The sequence below is a fragment of the Micromonospora sp. DT231 genome (assembly GCF_049847025.1).
In the GTDB taxonomy this organism is placed as follows: domain Bacteria; phylum Actinomycetota; class Actinomycetes; order Mycobacteriales; family Micromonosporaceae; genus Micromonospora.
On record NZ_JBNCNO010000005.1, the window covers coordinates 518,990 to 538,073 of the forward strand.

Sequence of the window (19,084 nt, forward strand, 5' to 3'; positions counted from 1 at the left end):
CGACCAGCTTGTTTGCATGGTGACATGGTCATGTCACCTCCTGTTACCAGGTCATCGCTCCACCGTGGCCTCACGTCGGGCCAGATCGGGATGCTCACGATCGGCGGGGTCATCGGCACCGGGCTGTTCCTCGGCTCCGGACTCGCCGTCTCCATGGCCGGCCCGGCCGTGCTTGTCACCTTCGTCGTCGGCGGGCTCCTCGCGATCGCCCTCACCTACGCCGCCACCGAGATGGCGGTCGCCCATCCCGACCTGCACGGGTTCGGCGCGCTCGCCCACCGCTACCTCGGCCCCCTCGCCGGGTTCACCCAACGCTGGCTGTACTGGGGTGTGGTCGCGATCGGCGCCGGCACCGAGACCGTCGCCGTGGGAATCTACGTCCGGTACTGGTGGCCGCAGGTGCCGCTGTGGATCCCGGTCACCCTCGCCGCCGCGGCGATCATCACGGTCAACGTGTTTCCGGTGCGAGCCTTCGGCACCGTCGAATACTGGTTCTCGTCCATCAAGGTCGCCGCGATCGTGGTGTTCCTCGTCCTCGGCGCCGTGCTCGTCACCGTCGGGCTGCCCGACCGGCCGGCGACCGGCCTGTCGGCGATCACCGACGCGCCGTCCTACCTGCCACACGGACTCACCGGCCTCGTGGTCGCGCTGATCGTGGCGACATTCAGCTTCGGTGGCACCGAGGCGCTCGTGCTGACCGCGGCCGAGTCGGCCGACCCCGGACGCGACCTACCACGCGCCGCGCGGGGGACGATTCTGCGCGTATGCCTGTACTACCTGCTCAGCATGGTGGTCATCGTCTCGGTGTCGCAGGCCGTCGGCCGGGCGCCGGACGGCGCGCTCACCACCAGCCCGTTCGTGTTGGTCTTCGAATGGACCGGGCTGCCGGCCGCCGCCGCGGTGATGAACTTCGTGGTGCTCACCGCCGCGCTGTCGGCCCTCAACACGGTCTTCTACGTGTCGACCCGCACGCTGCACTCGCTCGCGGTCGACGGCCAGGCGCCCGCCTGGGCGAGGCGGGTCAACCGCCACGGCGTGCCGGTGAACGCGGTCGCCGCGTCGGCCATCGGGCTCCCCCTGGCGGTGGCGGTGTCGCTCGTCTCGCCCGACGACGCGTTCGCGAAACTGCTGGGCATCGCGTTGTTCGGCGTCGCCACGACCTGGGTGCTCATCTTCGCGACCCACGTGGCCTTCCGCCGCCGGCGCACCGCCGACGAGACGCGCCGGTCGCCGCTGGCACTGCCCGGCGGTTGGCGCACGAGCGCGGCGGCGGCGGTCGCGATGGCGGCGGTGGTCGTGAGCATGCTGTTCGTCGAGACGTTCCGGGTCGCGTGGACGGTCGGCGCGCCGACCGTGGTGGCGATCATGGTGACGTACGCGCTGACCCGAACGGTACGGCGCACACGCCCACGGCGGTGACCCGCACCGACGTCGCCCTCTCCGGTCAGCAGCCGCGCCGCTCACCGAAGAGGGCGATGTCGTTGCTGCTGCGGGGTCCGCCACGGCCCGGGTAGGAGGGCTGCGGCGAGCCCCGCCACCACGGCGAAGCCCGCCACCAGCCAGTACGTTCGGCCGTACGCTTGCGAGGGAAAGCCCGAGGTGTCACTGAGCCGCTGTTGCAATGCGACCGCGACCACCGCGATGCCCAACGACCCGCCGATCTGGTTGAGGATGAACAGGGCGCTGGTGGCCCGGGGAGCGTCGTCGGGGCCGACCGCGAGGTACATGAACCCCATCAGGCCGGGCACGGTGAAGCCGATGCCGAAGCCACCGACGCCGAAGGCGATCGCGGTCAGGGCCGTCGAGGTGTGGTCACCGACGCCGGACAGCACCAGCGCGGCGATCGTGGCGAGCAGCATCCCGATCGGAGCGGTCACGCGGGCGGTGAGCCGGGCGCCGGCCTTGCCGACGGAGATCGCCCCCGCGGCGCCGAGGATGCCCGAGGGCACCATGAGCAGGCCCGCGTGCAGGGCTCCGAACGCGCGTGACTGCTGGTAGTACAGCGGTGTCAGGAACAGCAGCGTGTTGGCGACCGCCCCGACGAGCAGCATGGTGACCACCGACATCGCGAAACCGCGCCGGGTGAACAGCCGTACGTCGATCAGGGGCTCGGTCACGCGGCGGGCGTGCAGCACGTACGCCAGCAGCAGTGCCGCGCCGACGGCGAAGGCGGTGACCGCCGCCGGATCGCCGAGGTCGCCACGGTGGGCCGCGGTGGTGAGCCCGTAGATGAGCACCGCGAAGCCGGGTGAGAGCAGGGCCAGGCCGATGACGTCGAGGCGTGGCCGCGGCGCTGCGGGGTCCGGCGCGTCGGCCGGCAGCGTCCGGAGCGCGAGCAGCAGAGCGATGACACCGACCGGCAGGTTGATGAGGAACATCCAACGCCAGCTGATGTCGTCGACGAAGAAGCCGCCGAGAATCGGACCCAACACCGGCCCGACGGTCAGCGGGATCGAGATCAGGCCCATCGCCTTGGTGACCCTGGCCGGGCCCGCCGCGCGGGCGATGGCGGCCTGCACGACCGGGAAGATCATTCCGCCGCCGAGCCCCTGGAGCAGGCGGAATGCGATCAGGCTGCCGGCCGACCAGGCCAGTCCGGACAGCAGCGAACCGATGGTGAACAGGACGACCGAGAACACCCAGACCTGACGGACGCCGAACCGGTCCACGCCCCAGCCGGAGATCGGGGTCGCGACCGCGACGGCGAGCAGGTATCCGGCGGTGACCCACTGGATGGTCGGCAGCGTGGTCCCGAAGACCGTGCCGAGGCGGTCCACCCCGACGTTGACGATGGTCTCGTCCAGCAGGGCCATGAGCAGTGCCAGCAGCAGGACTCCGGCCATCTTGAGGAACGCGGGATCGAGGCGGTCGGCATCCGGAACAGCGGGCCTGTCGCCGGGAGCGCGTTGGGGCGCGCTGGTGTCGCTGGCCATGGTCGTTACCTCCGAGCGGGTGCGCGGTCCGGATTGACGCGCACAGAATACATGTAGGTGCAGACATTTTTAAGCGTTCCACGCCCTAGCCGGCCGCGTCCTGGGCTCCGGCATTACGAAGAATAAATGCGTGTACATGGACGTGTAAGATGTACGGCGACGACTTGGAGGGCGGTCGGGATGGCGGAACGACGCGGCGGGCAGCCGGACGTGCTCGACCTGTGGCGGCAACTGACGGTCCTCACCGGCCGCCTGGGCCAGACCCTCGACAAGCGCCTCGTGCGGGAGTTCGACCTCACCCTCACCGAGTTGCTGGTGCTCGACGAGCTGACCCGCGGCAACCCACGCGGCATGCGCATCCAGGACCTCAGCGACGCGGTGGCCCTCGACCAGTCCTCGATGAGCCGCCTGGTCAGTCGCCTCACCGCCAAGCAACTCGCCGCCCGGGTCAGCTGCGACCACGACCGCCGCGGCGTCTACTGCCAGATCACCGACCTGGGCACCGAGCGGCACGCCGCGGCCACCCGGGTCAGCCGCACCGAACTCGGTGCCGCACTGGACGCCGCCGCCTTCGACGACCGGCTGGCATCCGTGGTGGCGCGGCTGACCCGCCCGGTCGCCGCGCCCGCCGACACCTGAGACCGGGACGAGGCAGCCACCCGCGTGGTTGCCGTGCGGAAGACCGCCGCCTTCGCGGCGAACCGGCGATTTCTACCCGGGTACGGGCCCGCGCGCCGGGCGGCGGAGGAAGCACGACAGCAGTTCCCTGAACTCCTGCGGGTGCTCGATCGCCGGCACGTGCCCGCATCGACCGAACACGTGCAGACGGACATCGGCCAGGTGTTCGAGCAGGGGCCGGGCGGCCGTCCCGAGCGGGGTGACGCGGTCTTCGGCGCCGTGCACGAGCAGCACTGGCGCGCGCACCGCTGCCAGCGTCTGCGCCGAGAGGGTGAGATCGTCGACCCATCGTGCCCTGGGTGGAGGGAACAACGACGCGAACGCGGCCTCCCCCGCCCGCATCGCGGTCGCACGGGCTTCGACTGCCGAATCGGTCACGAGCGCCTGGTCGAAGAGGAGGCGGCTCAGCATGTCTCGTGCCCCGAGCGGGCCGGCGGGGGCGGCCCAGAGCGCGTCGAGGTCGGCGGACAGCGGCGCCCCGGGGGTGCCCATCGTCGAGACCGCCACGACACCTGTGACCTGCTGGGGGCGGGCGGCGGCCAACGCCAACGCCACGGCACCGCCCATGGAGTGACCCACCACGGCGTAGTGCTCGATACCGAGAGCATCCATCAGGGCGGCGGCCTGCTCCGTCCACAGTCGAAGCCCGCCCCGGAGGCCCGTCGGGACAGGTGTACGGCCGAACCCCGCCTGGTCGGGAGCCACCACGCGCCAGGACGCGCCCAACGCCTGCGCCGTCGGTGCCCAGGCGCCGGACCCGGTCGTGCCGGGTCCGGAGCCGTGCAGCATCAGCACCGCGGGACCGGTGCCGCCCTCCAGGACGTGGACGGGAGAGCCGTCGACAGTGACAGTCCGAAGTGCCGTCACCGGGGCAGGCCAGTCGTGCTCATGCCGATGCGGAGTCGACCGACTTCGAGAAGAGCTCCATCATCGCCCTGCCGAACTGCGGCATGTCGGGCCATCCCCGGCAGGAGACGAGGTTGCCGTCCACGACGTCGGGAGCGTCGATGACCGTCGCGCCCGCGTTCTCCATGTCACCGGTGATGGGCGGGAAGCACGCCGTCTTACGACCCTTGAGCAGCCCGTACACCGCTGGCACCTGCGCACCGTGGCACACGAGCGCGATGGGGAGGTTGCGAGCGAAGAAGTGCTCGGTGATGCGCCGGACGTCGGCGTCGACCCGAATCCACTCGGGGGCACGCCCCCCGGGGATGATGAGGGCGTCGTAGCGCTCGACGTCGACCTCGGCCCAGGGCACGTCGACCGGCAGCTTCCGGCCGTTCTTCTCCACGTAGGCGTCGGAGTTGGGGTCGAACTCGTGGATGACCAGTTGCACGTCACGCAACGTCCGGGACGAGACCTCGACGTCCCAACCGCCCTCCTGCACGCGATAGTAGGGATACATGGTGTCGAGCTCCTCGGCGGCGTCGCCGGTCAGGAGCAGCGCTCTGGGCACCTGCTTCTCCTCGCGTCTGGGGGTGGGGTGGATCCAATCCGATCCGATCGATTGATAGCATTCCTCGGCCCAGCCCGCCCGTCAAGCCTCTACCGCCATTCCCTCCGCGTCCCTGACCTCGTCGAACAATCGTCGAAAACGTTCGCCCGATCGCAGGATGTGCCGACGCATCGCGTAGGCGGCGGCGTCCGGGTCACGCGCGGCGATCGCGGCCACCACCTCCTCGTGCTCGGCCATGGCCAGGTGGGTGACCTGGGTGTCGTGGTGAAGCCGGAAGAGGTGCACGTGACTGTGCAGGCGAGCGAGCGCCTCACGGATGACCTGGTTCTCCGCGCTCAGGGCGACGAGGTCGTGGAAAGCGGCGTCGCGTAGCCCGAAGGCGCCGTAGGCCGCGTGCCCGCTGCCTCCCTCCAGCTCCGCCATCTCCTCCAGCATCCGTTGTAGACCGGCCACCTGCGCCGAGGATGCGCGTTCGGCGGATCTGCGTGCCGCCGCCGGCTCGAGGAGCAGGCGAACCTCGAGCATGTCCTCGAATCGGTGACGGGTGATCTGGGGCGGAATACGGTAGCCGGCATGGGGCACACGCACGACCAGCCCCTCGGCCTCCATGCGGTTCAGAGCGTCTCGGATCGGTGTCTGCGAGACCCCCAGCTCGCGCGCCAGGACGTCGATCGTGACGCGGGATCCGGGCTCGATCCGTAGCGACATCAGCTGTCCGAGCAGCGTGTCGTACACCTCGTCGGCAAGCCGGCCGCCGGATCTGCCCGGCGGCGTTCCACCCGTTACGGCCCTACGGCCCGGAGCGATCATCGCTTCCTCGTCCATCGTGACCTGAGGTCCTTTCTTGCGCCTTCGGGAACCTGTTGACATCAGTCACAACGCTGCGGGATGCTGACGCCCCCACTGGATCGTATAGGAAAAGTGCCGGATGCTCGCCATCCTGCACCATCGCGGCTCCACCCGCCATCGCTCCACATCGATCCCGTGACGACGGTTCGCGGGTCGGCCCCGCGACAGCCCGGTAACACGCTTGAACGACCCAGCAACTGCTCGGCGAAGCGCATAGCGAGGCTTAGAAGTCCCCCACCACCAGAAAGCAGGCAAGAGAATGCGGCATCCACACCGAACAGGACGAACATCCGTTCCCGGCCGAAAGGTGCGGCTGGCGACGGCGGCCCTGTTGCTGATGGCCACGACCGTGGCGGCCTGCGGCGACAGCAAGGACGACGACGCGAAGGCGAGCGCCCCGAAGGCGCCGGCGACCGTCCCGGAGCTCACCAAGGACCCGCTGACCCTCAGCTTCATCTGGTTCGACTGGCCCCCCGCCCAGGCGCTGGAGACCTTCGCGAACACGGAGTACAAGAAGGAACGGCCGAACGCGACCATCAAGGTCAACACCGTGCCGAACGCGAACTGGCACGACGCGATGTTCACCCAGTTCGCCGCGCACAAGACGGACTTCGACATCGCGATCCTGGACTCGCAGCACATCGGCGAGGCCGTGACGAACGGCAACATCCTCGACCTCACCGACTTCGTCAAGCAGAACATCGACGTCACTGCCTACAACCCGTACCTCCTGGCCGCCTACGGCCAGTATCCCCAGGCGGAGACCGGCAAGCGCGACGAGAACGCCAGCCTGTACGGGCTGCCGCTGCTCGGTGACACCTGGACGATGATCTACCGCAAGGACCTGATCGGCGACAAGCCACCGCAGACCTGGGACCAGATGATCGCAGCCGCCGAGAAGTGCCAGGCGGAGAACCCCGGCGTCAGCGGGCTGGCCTTCCACCAGGCGAACGGCTCCGACGCCGCGGCCGTCACCTACAACACGGTCAACGGCGTCTACGGCGGCAACCTCTGGGACTCCAAGACTCGCAAGATCGACGGCGTCCTCAACGACGCCGCGGGCCAGGAGGCGATGGACGTCCTGGTCAACAAGATGAAGCCGCTGACCGCCAAGGGCTCCGGCAACTGGTTCATCGACGAGGTGAACGCGGCCGTCGCCCAGGGCAAGGCCTGCATCGCGTTCAACTGGATCGCCGCCAGCGGCGGCCTGCTCGATCCGAAGCAGTCGACGCTCGGCACCACGCGGGCGCAGATCCTCGACAAGCTGGGTTTCGCCACCCTGCCGACCCAGAAGACGAACCTGGTCCCGCTCGGCGGCATGGGGATGCACGTCTCGGCGTACTCCTCGAAGGCCAACCAGGCCGAGGCCCTGAACTTCATGAAGTGGTTCGAGCAGGCTGATGTCCAGAAGAAGTGGGCCGCGGCCGGTGGCGTGCCATCGCGTACGGACGCCCTGGAGTCGCCCGAGTTCCTCAACGCCGGGCCGTTCAACCAGGTGTACACCGACTCGGTCGCGCGGATGCGGGACATGTGGAACGTGCCCGAGTACGCGCGCCTGGTCAACATCGAGAACACAAACGTGAACGCGGCTCTCAACGGTGCGAAGAAGCCGAAGGACGCGCTCGACGACATCGCAAAGGAGCAGCAGGGCGTGCTCGACTCCAGCAGCCGCAAGGGCGGCGGCGGACTGTGAGTGACTCTGTCCCTCTGACGACCGAACACCCCGGGCAGGTGGCGTCCGCGACGCCACCTGCACCGGGTCGGTCCCGCCGGCTGAGCGATCGCGGGCTCGCCGTGGCCTTCATCTCCCCCGCGCTGCTGCTGTTGCTCGCGATGTCGGTGTTCCCGCTGCTGTGGGCGTTGTACCTGTCGTTCACCGACTACTCGGCCACCCGCGGGGGGCCCGCCAACTTCGTCGGCTTCGGTAACTACACCGCCATCCTGACGTCGGCGCAGGTCCACCAGCGGGCCCTGACGACGTTGATCTACGTGATCGGCGCGGTCGGCCTGCAGACCGTGCTCGGTTTCACCATCGCCTACCTGATCTCCCGGCGTACGCGCGGGCGGGGAGTGCTGACCACTCTGTTCCTGGTGCCGATGATGCTGTCGCCGGTCGTGGTCGGGCTGTTCTGGCGATTCATGCTCGACGCGCAGTTCGGCGTGATCAACAGCATGCTCGGCTCGCTCGGCCTGGGGCAGGTGGAGTGGCTCACGAAGCAGCGGACGGCACTTGTCTCCCTGATCGTCGTCGACACCTGGCAGTGGACGCCGTTCATCATGCTCATCGCGCTCGCGGGCCTCACCGCGGTTCCCAAGTACCTGTACGAGGCCGCCTCGATCGATCGGGCGTCCGAGTGGTTCCGGTTCCGCACCATCACCCTTCCGCTGGTGTGGCCGCTGCTCCTCATCGCCGTGTTGTTCCGGGCCATCGAGGCCTTCCGGCTGTTCGACCTCGTCTACATCCTCACCAGCGGCGGTCCGGGTGTCTCCACCGAGACCTTGTCGTTCCACGTCTACAAGGTCGCGTTCCTGGGCTTCAACACCGGGACCGCCTCGGCGTACGGCATCCTCATGGTCCTCGTCGTCATCGTCCTCACGCAGCTCTACCTGCGTTATCTGAACAAGCTCAAGGAGGGCTGATGGCCGTCTCCGTCGACGAGGCCGTGGCCACAGGTCCGGCCGCGGATCACACGCCCCCCGCGCGCCGCCTTGGCAGCCGGGGCCGCTCCGGGCTGGAGGTCGCGCTGCTGATCGTGCTGGCCGTCGTGATGCTCTTTCCGGTGCTGTGGATGATCGAGACGTCCATCAAGGAGAACCGGGACGTCTACGCCATCCCGGCCAAGTTCTTCGGCTTCAGCGTCACCATGGAGCATTTCAAGGACGTGTTCGTGGCGCCCGGCGGCGGCCGGTCGGCCGTGTCCGTCGCGTTCCTCAACTCCGTCGTGGTCGCCGGGGTCTCCACGGTGCTGGCCACCGTGCTGGGGGTGCCGGCGGCCTGGGCCTACTCACGCTTCACCCTGAAGGCCAAGAAGGACCAACTGTTCTTCATCCTGTCCACCCGCTTCATGCCGCCCGTGGTGGTCGTGGTCCCGATCTTCCTCATGTACCGCCAGGTCGGGCTCATCGACAGCAAGCTCGGCCTGATCCTCATCTACGCCGCGTTCAACGTCCCGTTCACCATCTGGATGATGAAGGGGTTCGTCGACGAGGTGCCGGCCGAGTACGAGGACGCCGCGATGCTCGACGGCTACACGCGGTTGCAGGCGTTCTGGCGATACACCCTGCCGCTGCTCGTGCCCGGGATCGCCGCGACGGCGGTCTTCGCGCTCATCTTCTCCTGGAACGAGTTCGTGTTCGCCATCTTCCTCACCTCCAGCGACAACGTGCGGACGGCTCCACCCGCCATCGCCGGCCTGATCGGTGGCACCACCACGGACTGGGGTCTCGTGGCCGCCGCGTCCGTGGTGTTCGCCCTACCGGTGCTCGTCTTCGCCTACCTGGTGCGCAAGCACCTCATCGCCGGCGTCACGCTCGGGGCGGTGCGTCGCTGATGGCGGGCATCGAGGTGACCGCGCTGCACAAGCGCTACCCGGACGGGACGGTCGCGGTCGAGCACGTGGACCTGTCCATCGGCGACGGCGAGCTGTTCGTGATGCTCGGCCCCTCGGGTTGCGGCAAGACGACCACGCTGCGGGCCATCGCCGGCCTGGAGAGGCAGACGACCGGCGACATCCGCATCGGCGACACGCTCGTCAACGACCTGCCGCCCGCCGAGCGCGACATCGCCATGGTGTTCCAGTTCTACGCTCTCTACCCGCACCTGAAGACCCGCGACAACCTGGCGTTCCCACTGCGTGCCGAGGGACTGCCCAAGGCCGAGGTGCACAAGCGGGTCGACGAGGCCGCCCGGCTGATGCGGCTCGGTCCGCTCCTGGACCGGCGACCGCGTCAGCTGTCCGGCGGGGAGCAGCAGCGCGTCGCGCTCGCTCGCGCCCTGGTACGACGACCGCGCGCATTCCTCATGGACGAGCCGCTCACCAATCTGGACGCCGAGCTGAGAGCGGACATGCGCACGGAGATCAAGCACCTGCAGGGGGAACTGGGGGCGACGATGGTCTACGTCACCCACGACCAGGTCGAGGCGATGTCGCTCGGTCACCGGATCGCCATTCTCAACAAGGGCCGCGTCGAGCAGATCGGCACACCCCTGGAGGTCTACGACCGTCCGGCGAGTCTGTTCTGCGCCGCATTCATCGGCTCCCCGCCGATGAACCTCATCGAGGTCGAGGTGGCCGACGGTGAGCTACGCGGCCAGGGCGGACTGGTCCTCACGCCACCGCCGGGCCTGTCGCGCGACCGTCGCCTGGTCGCGGGCGTCCGACCGGAGGCGCTGGAAGTCACCGCACCAGGGGCGGAACGGTCGGTCCCGGCCCGCGTGGTCTCGGCGGAGTGGCTGGGCGACGAGATCATCTACGTGGTCGACCACAGCGGTCAGCGCGACGTCCGGGTTCGGATGCCACCGACTGTCCGTTTCGCCGCTGACGCGAAGGTCGGGCTACGGCACACCGGTGGTACCCCGGCGGTCTACGACGTGAGCACGGAAGAGCTGGTGGCCTGATGGGAACCGTTGCAGTGCAAGGGCTGCGCAAGTCCTTCGGCAAAGTCCAGGCCCTGGACGGGGTGACGCTGGACGTGCCGGACGGCGCGTTCTTCGTCGTGCTCGGACCCTCCGGGGCGGGCAAGACGACGACCCTGCGAGCGATCGCCGGCCTGGACAAGCTCGACGCCGGATCGGTGCACCTGGACGGGAGGGACGCGACAGGTGACACCCCGGCCGCGCGCGACCTGGCCATGGTCTTCCAGAGCTACGCCCTCTACCCGCGACACACGGTGTACGAGAACATCGCCTCGCCGCTGCGAGCGCGGCGCTGTTCGTCGAGCGAGATCGCCGCTGCCGTCGAGCAGATGTCGAACCTGCTGCACATCGAACGTCTGCTGCGGCGTCGACCCGCACAGTTGTCGGGCGGTGAGATGCAGCGTGTCGCCCTGGCCCGGGCGCTGGTCCGTAGCCCACGCGCGTTCCTCATGGACGAGCCGCTGACGAACCTCGACCTCAAACTCCGCGTCGAGATGCGCACCGAGCTCACCCGCATCCACCGCAGCCTCGGCGCGACATTCGTCTACGTGACGAACGACCAGGTCGAGGCCCTGTCCATGGCCGACCAGGTCGCGGTCCTCAAGGAGGGAACTGTGCAACAGGTCGGAACACCGACCGAGGTGTACGAACGTCCCGCCAACAAGTGGGTCGCCGGATTCGTCGGGAGCCCACCGATCAGCCTGCTCGCCTGCCGTGCCGAGGGAGACCGTCTGGTCGGTGCCGAGGGCTGGACGCTGCCGCGGCCCCGTTGGACCACGGCCGAGGACGGTCGTGCCCTGCTGCTGGGCCTGCGCGCGGAGGACCTGTCCGTCGAGCAGCGCGGGGACGCGTCGTTGGCGGGGGAACTCTACGGGCTTGAGCCGCTCGGTGACCGCACGGTGGTCGACGTCCGAGTGGGGACCGAGATGGTCAAGGTCAAGGCACGACCCACAGTCACCGGTACGCCGGGCGAGCGGCTGCAGGTCACCGTCGACCTGGACCGTGCGCACCTGTTCGACGCGGACACCGGGCTGTCGCTGTCCGAGGCTGGACGCTAGGGCGTGTGTCGACATGCGCCCGCACCTGGCACCACGAAGATCACCGGAGGCGACGCAGTGAGTGACCCGATGAACGTCCTGGCCCCCGAGCACCGGCGGCTCCGGATCGGCGACGCCTGGCGCGACGCCGCGAGCGGAGCCACCTTTGCCGTCGAGGACCCCGCCACCGGCAAGACCATCGCCGAGGTGGCGGACGCCGACGTCGTCGACGGGCTCGCCGCTCTGGACGCGGCGAGCAGGGCGATGGCGGAGTGGGCGGCGACCCCGCCACGGAGACGGTCGGAGTTGTTGACCGCGACGTACCGGGCACTGACCGAGCGATCCGAGGAGGTCGCCCGGCTGATAACGCTCGAGATGGGCAAGCCGCTCGCCGAGGCCCGGGGAGAGGTGGCCTACGGCGCCGAGTTCTTCCGCTGGTTCGCCGAGGAGGCGGTACGCGTCGAGGGGCGCTACAGCACCGCTCCCGGAGGTGGCTATCGCATCCTCACCGTGCCGAAGCCGGTCGGACCGTGCGTCTTCGTCACGCCCTGGAACTTCCCGTTGGCCATGGGTGCCCGCAAGATCGCTCCTGCGCTGGCCGCGGGCTGCACGACGATCACCAAGCCGGCGGGGCAGACGCCACTCACCATGCTGCTCCTGGCCCGCATCATGGAGGAGGTCGGCGTTCCCCCGGGCGTCGTCAACGTGGTGACCACCAAGCGTTCCGGCACGGTGGTCTCCGCACTGCTGGCCGACAGTCGGACCCGCAAGCTCTCGTTCACCGGGTCGACCGAGGTCGGGCGCGTGCTGCTCCGACAGGCGGCGGACAACGTGCTGCGTACCTCGATGGAACTGGGCGGCAACGCGGCGCTGATCGTGTGTGCCGACGCTGACCTGGACGTCGCGGTCGACGGTGCCATGGTTGCCAAGATGCGCAACATCGGGGAGTCCTGCATCGCGGCCAACCGGATCTACGTCGAGGAGCCGGTGCGCGAGGAGTTCACGGCGCGCTTCACCGAGCGGATGGGCGCGCTGTCGATGGGCCACGGACTCGACGACGGCGTGGACGTCGGGGCGTTGATCGACGAGGCCTCGGTCTCCAAGATCGACGAGCTCGTCGCCGACGCGGTCGAGCGCGGCGCGCGGGTCCTGGTGGGCGGTGAGCGTCCGGACGGGCCCGGCTACTTCTACCCGCCCACCGTCCTCGTCGACGTGCCCGAGGGCGCGCGGATGCTGGAGGCGGAGATCTTCGGCCCGGTGGCGCCGATCGTCTCGTTCACGTCCGACGACGAGGTGCTGGCGAAGGCCAACGACACCGAGTACGGCCTGGTCGGCTACATCTTCACCCGTGACCTTCAGCGGGCGCTGCGGTTCGCCGAGGGCCTGGATACGGGGATGCTCGGCATCAACCGTGGTCTGATCTCGGACCCGTCCGCTCCGTTCGGAGGCGTGAAGCAGTCCGGGATCGGCAGGGAGGGGTCGCACGAGGGCATCCTCGAGTACCTCGACCTCACCTACGCGGCGATCGACCTACCGTGACCGGACCCCACCCGGCGGACGCGACCCGGGCCACGGCCGGCACGAACCCGCTGGCCGACCCTGCCGACGCCCTCGGGGTCGCGCAGGTGACCTGGACGTCCGCCCCGCACATCGCCGCCGACGTTCCGGAGAGGCACCGACATGCTTGAGACCGTCCGCGGACCACGCCAGCTGATCGTGGGCGAAGGGGTCGCGCAGAACATCCCACGAGTGGTGGCCGAGAGTGGCTCGCGCGTCCTCATCGTGACCGACCAGGTTCTCCTGGGGCAGCCGGGCGTGGCCGAGATCGTGGCCGCCGTGCGGGAGAAGGTCGGAGTCGTCGAGGTGTTTTCCGACGCGACCTCGGACGTGCCGCTCGCCGACGTCGCCCTGGCCGTCTCGGCCGCCGCCGAGGTGGACGCGGACGTGATCCTCGCCATCGGGGGTGGCACGGTGATCGACCTCGCCAAAATCGTCGGCGTCATCCGACGCCACGGTGGGTCGCCGCGCGACTTCTACGGCGAGTCGAAGGTGCCGGGGCCGACGATTCCTCTCGTCGCGGTCCCGACGACGTCAGGCACCGGCTCCGAGCTCACGCCCGTCTCGGTGTTGACCGACCCGGACCGTGAGCTGAAGGTGGGGGTTTCCAGCGTCCACATCGTGCCCGACTTCGCCATCGTCGACCCCGAGCTCACCTACACCTGCCCGGCGACGGTCACCGCCCACTCCGGCATCGACGCGTTCTGTCACGCGGTGGAGAGCTACACCGCGCGACCCCGGGCCCACGGACCGCGCGACCCGGTGGAGCAGGTGTTCCTCGGCCGCAACTCGATCACCGACCACTACGCGCTCCTGGCCGCGGAGCGGATCGCCCGCAGCCTGCGTCGTGCGGTCCGGGACGGAGGCGACACGGACGCGCGCGCGGACATGTCCTACGGGTCGATGCTCGCCGGGCTCGCCTTCTCCCACGCGGGCAACGCGGCCCCGCACGCTCTCCAGTACCCCATCGGCGCGGCCACGCACACGCCGCACGGCCTGGGCGTCGGGCTGCTCCTGCCCTACGCGCTGGACGCGGCCAGGGATGCCATCAGCGACCGGTTGGCCATCCTCGCCGGGGTGTGCGGGCTCGACGTGGCCGACGCCTCGGATGCCGAGGCCGCGGATACGTTCCTCACCTGGCTCGACGGGCTCCTTGCCGACATCGGCATCCCTCCCACCCTGGCGGACATCGGCGTGGCACGCGCCGACCTCCCGCGCTTCGCGGAGATGGCCAGTGGCGTCACCCGCCTGATCCAGAACCATCCGGGCCCGAGCGACACCGCCAGCCTGACCGCGATCCTCGAAGCGGCCTGGGCCGGGGACCGGACCCGCCGTCCCGACGCCGTGCAGAGACAGTGACCGGCCCTTTCACCCGACGACCGGCCTCCTGCCCCACCGCCGACGTGCGGCCCTCCTCGGGTCACCGCGCCCCGATGCTCTCGCCGAACACGTCGAGAACCGCCTGCCACGCCCGCGCGGCGTGGGTAGCGTGGTAGCCGACGCCGGGCACGGTGGGGCTGAGGTGGTCGGTGCCTCCGGTAGGCGACCCGTCCGGCCCGAAACGCGGGGTCCGATTGCCGCCAGCGCCTTTCGCGTGGTTCACGGATAGTCGAACACGGCTCGCGCTGCGCACGGCGAGTCGGTTCCGCTCACGTCCTGCGAAAGGCAATGACATGCATGTGGTCCCCGGGCTCAGGGTGCTGTACTTCGGAACCCCGGTGGTGCTGATCAGCACCCGCAACGAGGACGGCACCGCGAACCTCGCGCCGATGTCCTCGGCGTGGTGGCTGGGCCAGTCATGCATGTTGGGGCTGGGTAACCACGGCCAGACGACGGCGAACCTGCTGCGCGAGGGTGAATGCGTCCTGAACCTGCCGTCGTCGGCGATGGTCGAAGCAGTCGACCGGATCGCGATGACCACCGGGAGGCCTGTGGTGCCGGAAGGCAAGGCAGCGCAGGGCTACCGGTACGAGCCGGAGAAGTTCGTCACCGCCGGCTTGACCGAGCAGGCCTCAGATCTGGTCCTTCCGCCCCGGGCCGCGGAATGCCCGATCCAGATGGAGTGCAAGGTCGTGTCGGCGACCCCTTTCGGCGGCGCCCCCTCCTTCGCCACCGCCTTCCAGGTCGAGATCCTCCGGACCCACGTCGAGGAGGAGCTGATCATCCCGGGGACGCACTACGTTGACCCGCTGAAGTGGGACCCGCTCATCATGAAGTTCACCGAGTTCTTCGGCGGCGGACAGAACGTGCATCCGTCCAGGCTCGCCGAGGGCTGGAACATGCCGCATCAGCTGCAGCCGGCGACCGTCTGAGGCGGTGACCAAGACGTTCCGGATGGTCGCCCCCGACCAGATGCTGTTGCTGCCACCGTCGGCAGAAGCGGTGCCAACGCCGGTCCGGCAACTCCTGGCGCCGAGCAGCCAAGGACGGCGCTGCTCGCACGGGGGGACGAGCAGCGCCGTCCCGTTGACGGTACTCCACGTCGCGTTTCGCCGCCGCCCCGCTGCGGCACCGACCTGGCGACGGCTCTTTCCCGCCTCCTGGACGGGTCGGACCTGTCCGGCCGAAATGACAGAGGGCCCCGGGGCTACCCCCGGGGCCCTCTGGTCGATCCACGTCAGGATCTCGGTCGGCCCTGGGCCCGCATCTGGGCGAAGCTCGACCGCAGATTTCGACCTATCCAGCGGGCCGCCGGCCGTTCCCACAGCCGGTAGACCAGGTAAGCGAGTAACAGGGGCCCACCGAGGGTCACCGCCAACATCTGGTACGGCCCGAGGACAAATAACGTCTCGCGGGCTATCGTCGCGCCGATCACGTCGTGCAGCAGGTAGAGCGGGTACGTCAGTGCGCCGACGAGGACCAGGCCGCGCCAGCGGATCCAGTCGAACCAGCCGCATGCCACACCGATCATCACGACGTAGAACGCGACCAGGGCGAGGGTCGCGTTCGTACTGTTGATCTGGTCGCCGCGTTGGCTGCGGGCATCGGTCTCCTCGATCACCGACTGGGCCGCGAGAGCAAACGTCACCGCCAGCGTCATCCAGAGCATCAGGTTCCGGCCGAACCGGTGCATGAGGTAGAGCACGATCCCCGCGACGAAGAACGGGGCGTAGGTCGGCACGAGGACCGTGGACAGCAGCGCGCTGTGCGAGGCCTGGGCGTAGAACGAGGCAACCGTCCACACCAGGCAGAACGCGACTACGCGCTTGTAGGTGAGGCCGGCCACGACGAGACCGAGGAAGAGGACGTAGAACGTCACCTCGATCACCAGGGTCCAGTACACCGGGTCGATGTGTTCCTGGCCCAGGTGGAATTGGTACATCGTGAGGTTGGCCAGGAGTCGGCGCATGGTGACGGGGTGCGCGTTGGGGCCCGGGTCGGGCCAGAGTGTCAGCACGGCGGCGGTGATCAGCACGGCCAGGACGTACGCGGGCATGAGGCGGGTCACCCGCGACGTGAAGAACTGGGTCGGGCCGCGCCCCCACGAGGACATGCAGATGACGAAGCCGCTGATGAGGAAGAACAGTTGCACGCCGAGCCAGCCGTACGCCGACAGCTTGGCCAACGGATGTCCGACGAGGTCCTCGACGGATACGAAGGAGCGCAAGGCGACGACCGGCAAGGTGTGATAGAGGACGACTGCCATTGCGGCACCGAATCGCAGCAGGTCCAGGGCGTAGAGCCGGGGCGGGGCGACGCTGGTCGGTGGCGGAGCGGGCTCGTTCCGCGGTCCCGGTTCGGGTTCCAGTGCCGGTGCCGGCGTGTTGGTGGGGAGGGTCGCGGTCACGGCCTTCGCTTTCATCGTCGTGAAGGACGGCAGTCTAACCAGCGATGCGCTGGCACCGGATCTCACCGTCTGCGGCGATGACCGGCGAGGAAGAGGTTGCCGCGACGACACGCAGACCAACGGACGCGAACCGGACTCGATTCGCCTACTGCCGTCGCCGTACTATGCGCGATCCGGAATTGGTTTTTTGGCCTGCGGGGCGAAATGCCACAGGTCTCCGCTCTCAGTCGCCGCCGCGGTGGCGAGGCCGAACATGTCCGGGAGTCTGCGGACGCCGGGGATGTCAGGATCGGCCGGATCAGGTCGCGGGCGGTACCACAGGACCCGCATTCCCGCCGTCGCGGCGGCGACCACCCCTACCATGCTGTCCTCGATCACCAATGCGTCAGCGGGCTCGACCGCCACCGACTCGGCGGCAATGCGATAGAGCCCCGGATCGGGTTTCCACACCCCGAGTTCGTACGCCGAGAAATGCGCCTCGGGGAAGTAACCGTCGAGTCCCGTCATCCGGAGCCGGTCGCCGATCATCTCCAGCGGCGAATTCGACACGACGTACTTCGGCACGGTGATGGCGCGCAGCGCCGACTCGACCCCCGGCACCGCCTGCATCCGACCGGCGACCAATTCCTCACACCGAGCCCGCACGACACCGACCGGGTCCGCCGGCATCGGCCGCGTCGCGTACTCGGTCAGATAGTCGACACTTTCCGCGATGCGGCGCCCGGTGAACATCAGTTCGGCGTCCGCCGCCGTGATGGGTGCGCCGACCAGGTCGGCGAGATACAGCAGGGCGTCGTTCTCGGCCCCCTGGCTGTCGACGAGAACCCCGTCCAGATCGAAGAGGACGACCTTCGGCCCGGCCATCGTTCACCGCACCCGGTCGGCGAAGGCGTCGTACTTGACCGCCAGCTCACGGGCGAGCGGCAGGCTGTCCTCGACGACCATCTCGGGGCAGTAGTAGCCGAACAGCTGCTGCATGATCGACATGTTCTCCTTGGCGAAGACGATCCGGCCGCCGGGGTGGATGCTGTCGATGCCGTCGATGCGCTGGCACTCCTCGTTGACGGCGACGGCCGCGGCCTCGGTCATCCCGGCCGGCAGGTCGAGCCGGATGCCGTGGGCCGAGACCAGGACCGGATAGCCGCCGGTGCGACCCTGTGGCCCCGGCGCGTGCAGGCGTTGCTCCTCGGCGCCGGACAGGGCCCGGATCACCTGCAGCGCCGAAGCCGCGGTGAGCTGCTGACCGTGTGTCCCGCCCTGGCGTTTCAGCTCCCCGGTCAGGCGGGCGAACATCCGCTCCGGCTCGGGCGCCAGCACCTCGCCGGTGTCCCGGTCGGACACCTCGATCGCGAACGGGACACCCTGCGCCTCGCCGAAGCGGTGCACGTGGTGGCTGAAGTAGTGGTGGGCGATCAGGCGTACGGTCAGCCCGGCCGGGTCGCGGCCCAGCTCACCGGCGGCCGCGAAGGTGAGCGCCGGGACGATGTTGCCCACGTTGCCGATGCCGATGTGCGGCGCCATCCCGATCGACGCCAGTGCGGGACCGACCGCGTCCGGGTAGGCGGTGTTGACCGTGGCCGCGGCCGAGTCGGCCCGGCTGCGCGCGAGCATCAGGTGGTGGTTGAGCGCCAGGTGCATGGGCAGCCACGGTCCGAGCTGTGCCTCGTCGACCTCGCGGAAGACCTCCGCCGGCAGGTCGAGGATGGCCCGGGCGGCCTGCAGGGAGGCGGCGTTGACGATGACGTCGGGCCCGATCCGGTCGATCTGCTCGGCGGTGCGGTCGATGTCCTCCAGGTCGATCGCGGCCGAGCCGACCGAGGTGAACACGCCCAGGTTCGCCGCTGTGTACCGGGCCAGGTTGGCGTGCCGCAGCGCGGTCTCGGCCGAGCGCGCGGCCACCACCACCTCGTACGGCGAGCCGGGCTCGGCGATCAGCATGTGCAGCAGTCGCCGGCCCAGGTCACCCAGGCCGATGATCAGGACTCGGGTCTTTCCAACGTCGCGATTCATCGTCGAGGAATCCTCCGGGTGGGGTGGCCTGCGGAATCGTGGGAATGGACCGGTAACGCGGGCCTAGATTAACCGCCCCGGGCAATCCGCGTTGCTCCCCCGCCGCCACGACGATCAGTCACGGAGGGCGACGATGATCAA

Annotated in this window: 18 protein-coding genes; 11 read left to right on the top strand and 7 right to left on the bottom strand. The window is 69.2% G+C overall.

Annotated features, from left to right (window positions below):
• Positions 1-90 precede the first annotated feature (90 nt).
• Complete coding sequence (locus ACPXBU_RS16495) at positions 91-1,419, top strand: amino acid permease (RefSeq protein WP_393362052.1); 1,329 nt, start codon at positions 91-93, stop codon at positions 1,417-1,419.
• A gap of 41 nt (positions 1,420-1,460) precedes the next feature.
• Here the strand turns inward: ACPXBU_RS16495 and ACPXBU_RS16500 are convergent, their stop codons facing one another.
• Positions 1,461-2,933 carry a DHA2 family efflux MFS transporter permease subunit gene (locus ACPXBU_RS16500; protein ID WP_425758696.1) on the bottom strand — a complete coding sequence of 491 codons (1,473 nt, stop codon included), beginning with the start codon at positions 2,931-2,933 and terminating at the stop codon, positions 1,461-1,463.
• 180 nt (positions 2,934-3,113) lie between these two features.
• On the opposite strand from ACPXBU_RS16500, the gene ACPXBU_RS16505 reads away from it, so the two are divergent.
• Positions 3,114-3,572, top strand: coding sequence for a MarR family winged helix-turn-helix transcriptional regulator (locus tag ACPXBU_RS16505; RefSeq protein ID WP_393362059.1), 459 nt, complete (start codon positions 3,114-3,116; stop codon positions 3,570-3,572).
• Positions 3,573-3,644: 72 nt separating this feature from the next.
• Here ACPXBU_RS16505 and ACPXBU_RS16510 read toward each other — a convergent pair whose 3' ends face one another.
• The 3 genes from ACPXBU_RS16510 to ACPXBU_RS16520 form a co-directional block, all read right to left on the bottom strand.
• Positions 3,645-4,478, bottom strand: a complete 834-nt coding sequence (locus ACPXBU_RS16510; RefSeq protein WP_425758697.1) for an alpha/beta fold hydrolase — start codon at positions 4,476-4,478, stop codon at positions 3,645-3,647.
• Between the two features lie 19 nt (positions 4,479-4,497).
• Complete coding sequence (locus ACPXBU_RS16515; protein ID WP_393362064.1) at positions 4,498-5,067, bottom strand: DJ-1/PfpI family protein; 570 nt, start codon at positions 5,065-5,067, stop codon at positions 4,498-4,500.
• An 81-nt stretch (positions 5,068-5,148) separates the two neighbouring features.
• Positions 5,149-5,892: a GntR family transcriptional regulator gene (locus ACPXBU_RS16520; protein WP_393362067.1), complete on the bottom strand. Its 744-nt coding sequence runs from the start codon at positions 5,890-5,892 to the stop codon at positions 5,149-5,151.
• Positions 5,893-6,253: 361 nt separating this feature from the next.
• On the opposite strand from ACPXBU_RS16520, the gene ACPXBU_RS16525 reads away from it, so the two are divergent.
• From ACPXBU_RS16525 to ACPXBU_RS16565, 9 genes are all read left to right on the top strand, one after another.
• Positions 6,254-7,609, top strand: coding sequence for an extracellular solute-binding protein (locus ACPXBU_RS16525; protein ID WP_393362070.1), 1,356 nt, complete (start codon positions 6,254-6,256; stop codon positions 7,607-7,609).
• A 101-nt stretch (positions 7,610-7,710) separates the two neighbouring features.
• Positions 7,711-8,556 (top strand): carbohydrate ABC transporter permease, encoded by an 846-nt coding sequence (locus ACPXBU_RS16530; RefSeq protein WP_425758698.1) that lies wholly within the window; start codon positions 7,711-7,713, stop codon positions 8,554-8,556.
• The gene (locus ACPXBU_RS16535; protein WP_393362076.1) at positions 8,556-9,467 is read left to right on the top strand and encodes a carbohydrate ABC transporter permease; all 912 of its coding nucleotides are present in this window, start codon (positions 8,556-8,558) and stop codon (positions 9,465-9,467) included. The genes ACPXBU_RS16530 and ACPXBU_RS16535 overlap by 1 nt, the downstream gene beginning before the upstream one ends.
• On the top strand, positions 9,467-10,534 hold the full coding sequence (locus ACPXBU_RS16540; protein ID WP_393362078.1) for an ABC transporter ATP-binding protein: 1,068 nt from the start codon (positions 9,467-9,469) through the stop codon (positions 10,532-10,534). Before ACPXBU_RS16535 ends, ACPXBU_RS16540 begins: the two co-directional genes overlap by 1 nt.
• Positions 10,534-11,610, top strand: coding sequence for an ABC transporter ATP-binding protein (locus tag ACPXBU_RS16545; RefSeq protein WP_393362081.1), 1,077 nt, complete (start codon positions 10,534-10,536; stop codon positions 11,608-11,610). The genes ACPXBU_RS16540 and ACPXBU_RS16545 overlap by 1 nt, the downstream gene beginning before the upstream one ends.
• Positions 11,611-11,667: 57 nt before the next feature.
• Complete coding sequence (locus ACPXBU_RS16550) at positions 11,668-13,128, top strand: NAD-dependent succinate-semialdehyde dehydrogenase (RefSeq protein WP_393362083.1); 1,461 nt, start codon at positions 11,668-11,670, stop codon at positions 13,126-13,128.
• Complete coding sequence (locus ACPXBU_RS16555; RefSeq protein WP_393362085.1) at positions 13,125-13,277, top strand: hypothetical protein; 153 nt, start codon at positions 13,125-13,127, stop codon at positions 13,275-13,277. The genes ACPXBU_RS16550 and ACPXBU_RS16555 overlap by 4 nt, the downstream gene beginning before the upstream one ends.
• A complete protein-coding gene (locus ACPXBU_RS16560) occupies positions 13,270-14,505 on the top strand; it encodes an iron-containing alcohol dehydrogenase (protein ID WP_393362088.1) in 1,236 nt (411 codons plus the stop codon). The genes ACPXBU_RS16555 and ACPXBU_RS16560 overlap by 8 nt, the downstream gene beginning before the upstream one ends.
• A 314-nt stretch (positions 14,506-14,819) precedes the next feature.
• Positions 14,820-15,458, top strand: coding sequence for a flavin reductase family protein (locus ACPXBU_RS16565; RefSeq protein ID WP_393362094.1), 639 nt, complete (start codon positions 14,820-14,822; stop codon positions 15,456-15,458).
• A gap of 305 nt (positions 15,459-15,763) precedes the next feature.
• Here the strand turns inward: ACPXBU_RS16565 and ACPXBU_RS16570 are convergent, their stop codons facing one another.
• The 3 genes from ACPXBU_RS16570 to ACPXBU_RS16580 all read right to left on the bottom strand — a co-directional run bounded on the left by ACPXBU_RS16570 (position 15,764) and on the right by ACPXBU_RS16580 (position 18,943).
• The gene (locus ACPXBU_RS16570; RefSeq protein WP_425758699.1) at positions 15,764-16,933 is read right to left on the bottom strand and encodes an acyltransferase family protein; all 1,170 of its coding nucleotides are present in this window, start codon (positions 16,931-16,933) and stop codon (positions 15,764-15,766) included.
• Between the two features lie 162 nt (positions 16,934-17,095).
• Entirely contained in the window at positions 17,096-17,797 is a 702-nt protein-coding gene (locus tag ACPXBU_RS16575) for an HAD family hydrolase (protein ID WP_425758700.1), read from the bottom strand.
• Positions 17,798-17,800: 3 nt separating this feature from the next.
• Positions 17,801-18,943 (bottom strand): hypothetical protein, encoded by a 1,143-nt coding sequence (locus tag ACPXBU_RS16580; RefSeq protein ID WP_425758701.1) that lies wholly within the window; start codon positions 18,941-18,943, stop codon positions 17,801-17,803.
• Between the last annotated feature and the right edge of the window lie 141 nt (positions 18,944-19,084).

What these genes read in the sequence shown, in the direction of transcription:
- ACPXBU_RS16495 (WP_393362052.1), top strand. Translation starts at nt 91, where the DNA reads ATGCTCACGATCGGCGGGGTCATCGGCACCGGGCTGTTCCTCGGCTCC.
- ACPXBU_RS16500 (WP_425758696.1), bottom strand. Translation starts at nt 2,933, where the DNA reads ATGGCCAGCGACACCAGCGCGCCCCAACGCGCTCCCGGCGACAGGCCC.
- ACPXBU_RS16505 (WP_393362059.1), top strand. Translation starts at nt 3,114, where the DNA reads ATGGCGGAACGACGCGGCGGGCAGCCGGACGTGCTCGACCTGTGGCGG.
- ACPXBU_RS16520 (WP_393362067.1), bottom strand. Translation starts at nt 5,892, where the DNA reads ATGGACGAGGAAGCGATGATCGCTCCGGGCCGTAGGGCCGTAACGGGT.
- ACPXBU_RS16525 (WP_393362070.1), top strand. Translation starts at nt 6,254, where the DNA reads ATGGCCACGACCGTGGCGGCCTGCGGCGACAGCAAGGACGACGACGCG.
- ACPXBU_RS16535 (WP_393362076.1), top strand. Translation starts at nt 8,556, where the DNA reads ATGGCCGTCTCCGTCGACGAGGCCGTGGCCACAGGTCCGGCCGCGGAT.
- ACPXBU_RS16540 (WP_393362078.1), top strand. Translation starts at nt 9,467, where the DNA reads ATGGCGGGCATCGAGGTGACCGCGCTGCACAAGCGCTACCCGGACGGG.
- ACPXBU_RS16545 (WP_393362081.1), top strand. Translation starts at nt 10,534, where the DNA reads ATGGGAACCGTTGCAGTGCAAGGGCTGCGCAAGTCCTTCGGCAAAGTC.
- ACPXBU_RS16560 (WP_393362088.1), top strand. Translation starts at nt 13,270, where the DNA reads ATGCTTGAGACCGTCCGCGGACCACGCCAGCTGATCGTGGGCGAAGGG.
- ACPXBU_RS16565 (WP_393362094.1), top strand. Translation starts at nt 14,820, where the DNA reads ATGCATGTGGTCCCCGGGCTCAGGGTGCTGTACTTCGGAACCCCGGTG.
- ACPXBU_RS16575 (WP_425758700.1), bottom strand. Translation starts at nt 17,797, where the DNA reads ATGGCCGGGCCGAAGGTCGTCCTCTTCGATCTGGACGGGGTTCTCGTC.
- ACPXBU_RS16580 (WP_425758701.1), bottom strand. Translation starts at nt 18,943, where the DNA reads ATGAATCGCGACGTTGGAAAGACCCGAGTCCTGATCATCGGCCTGGGT.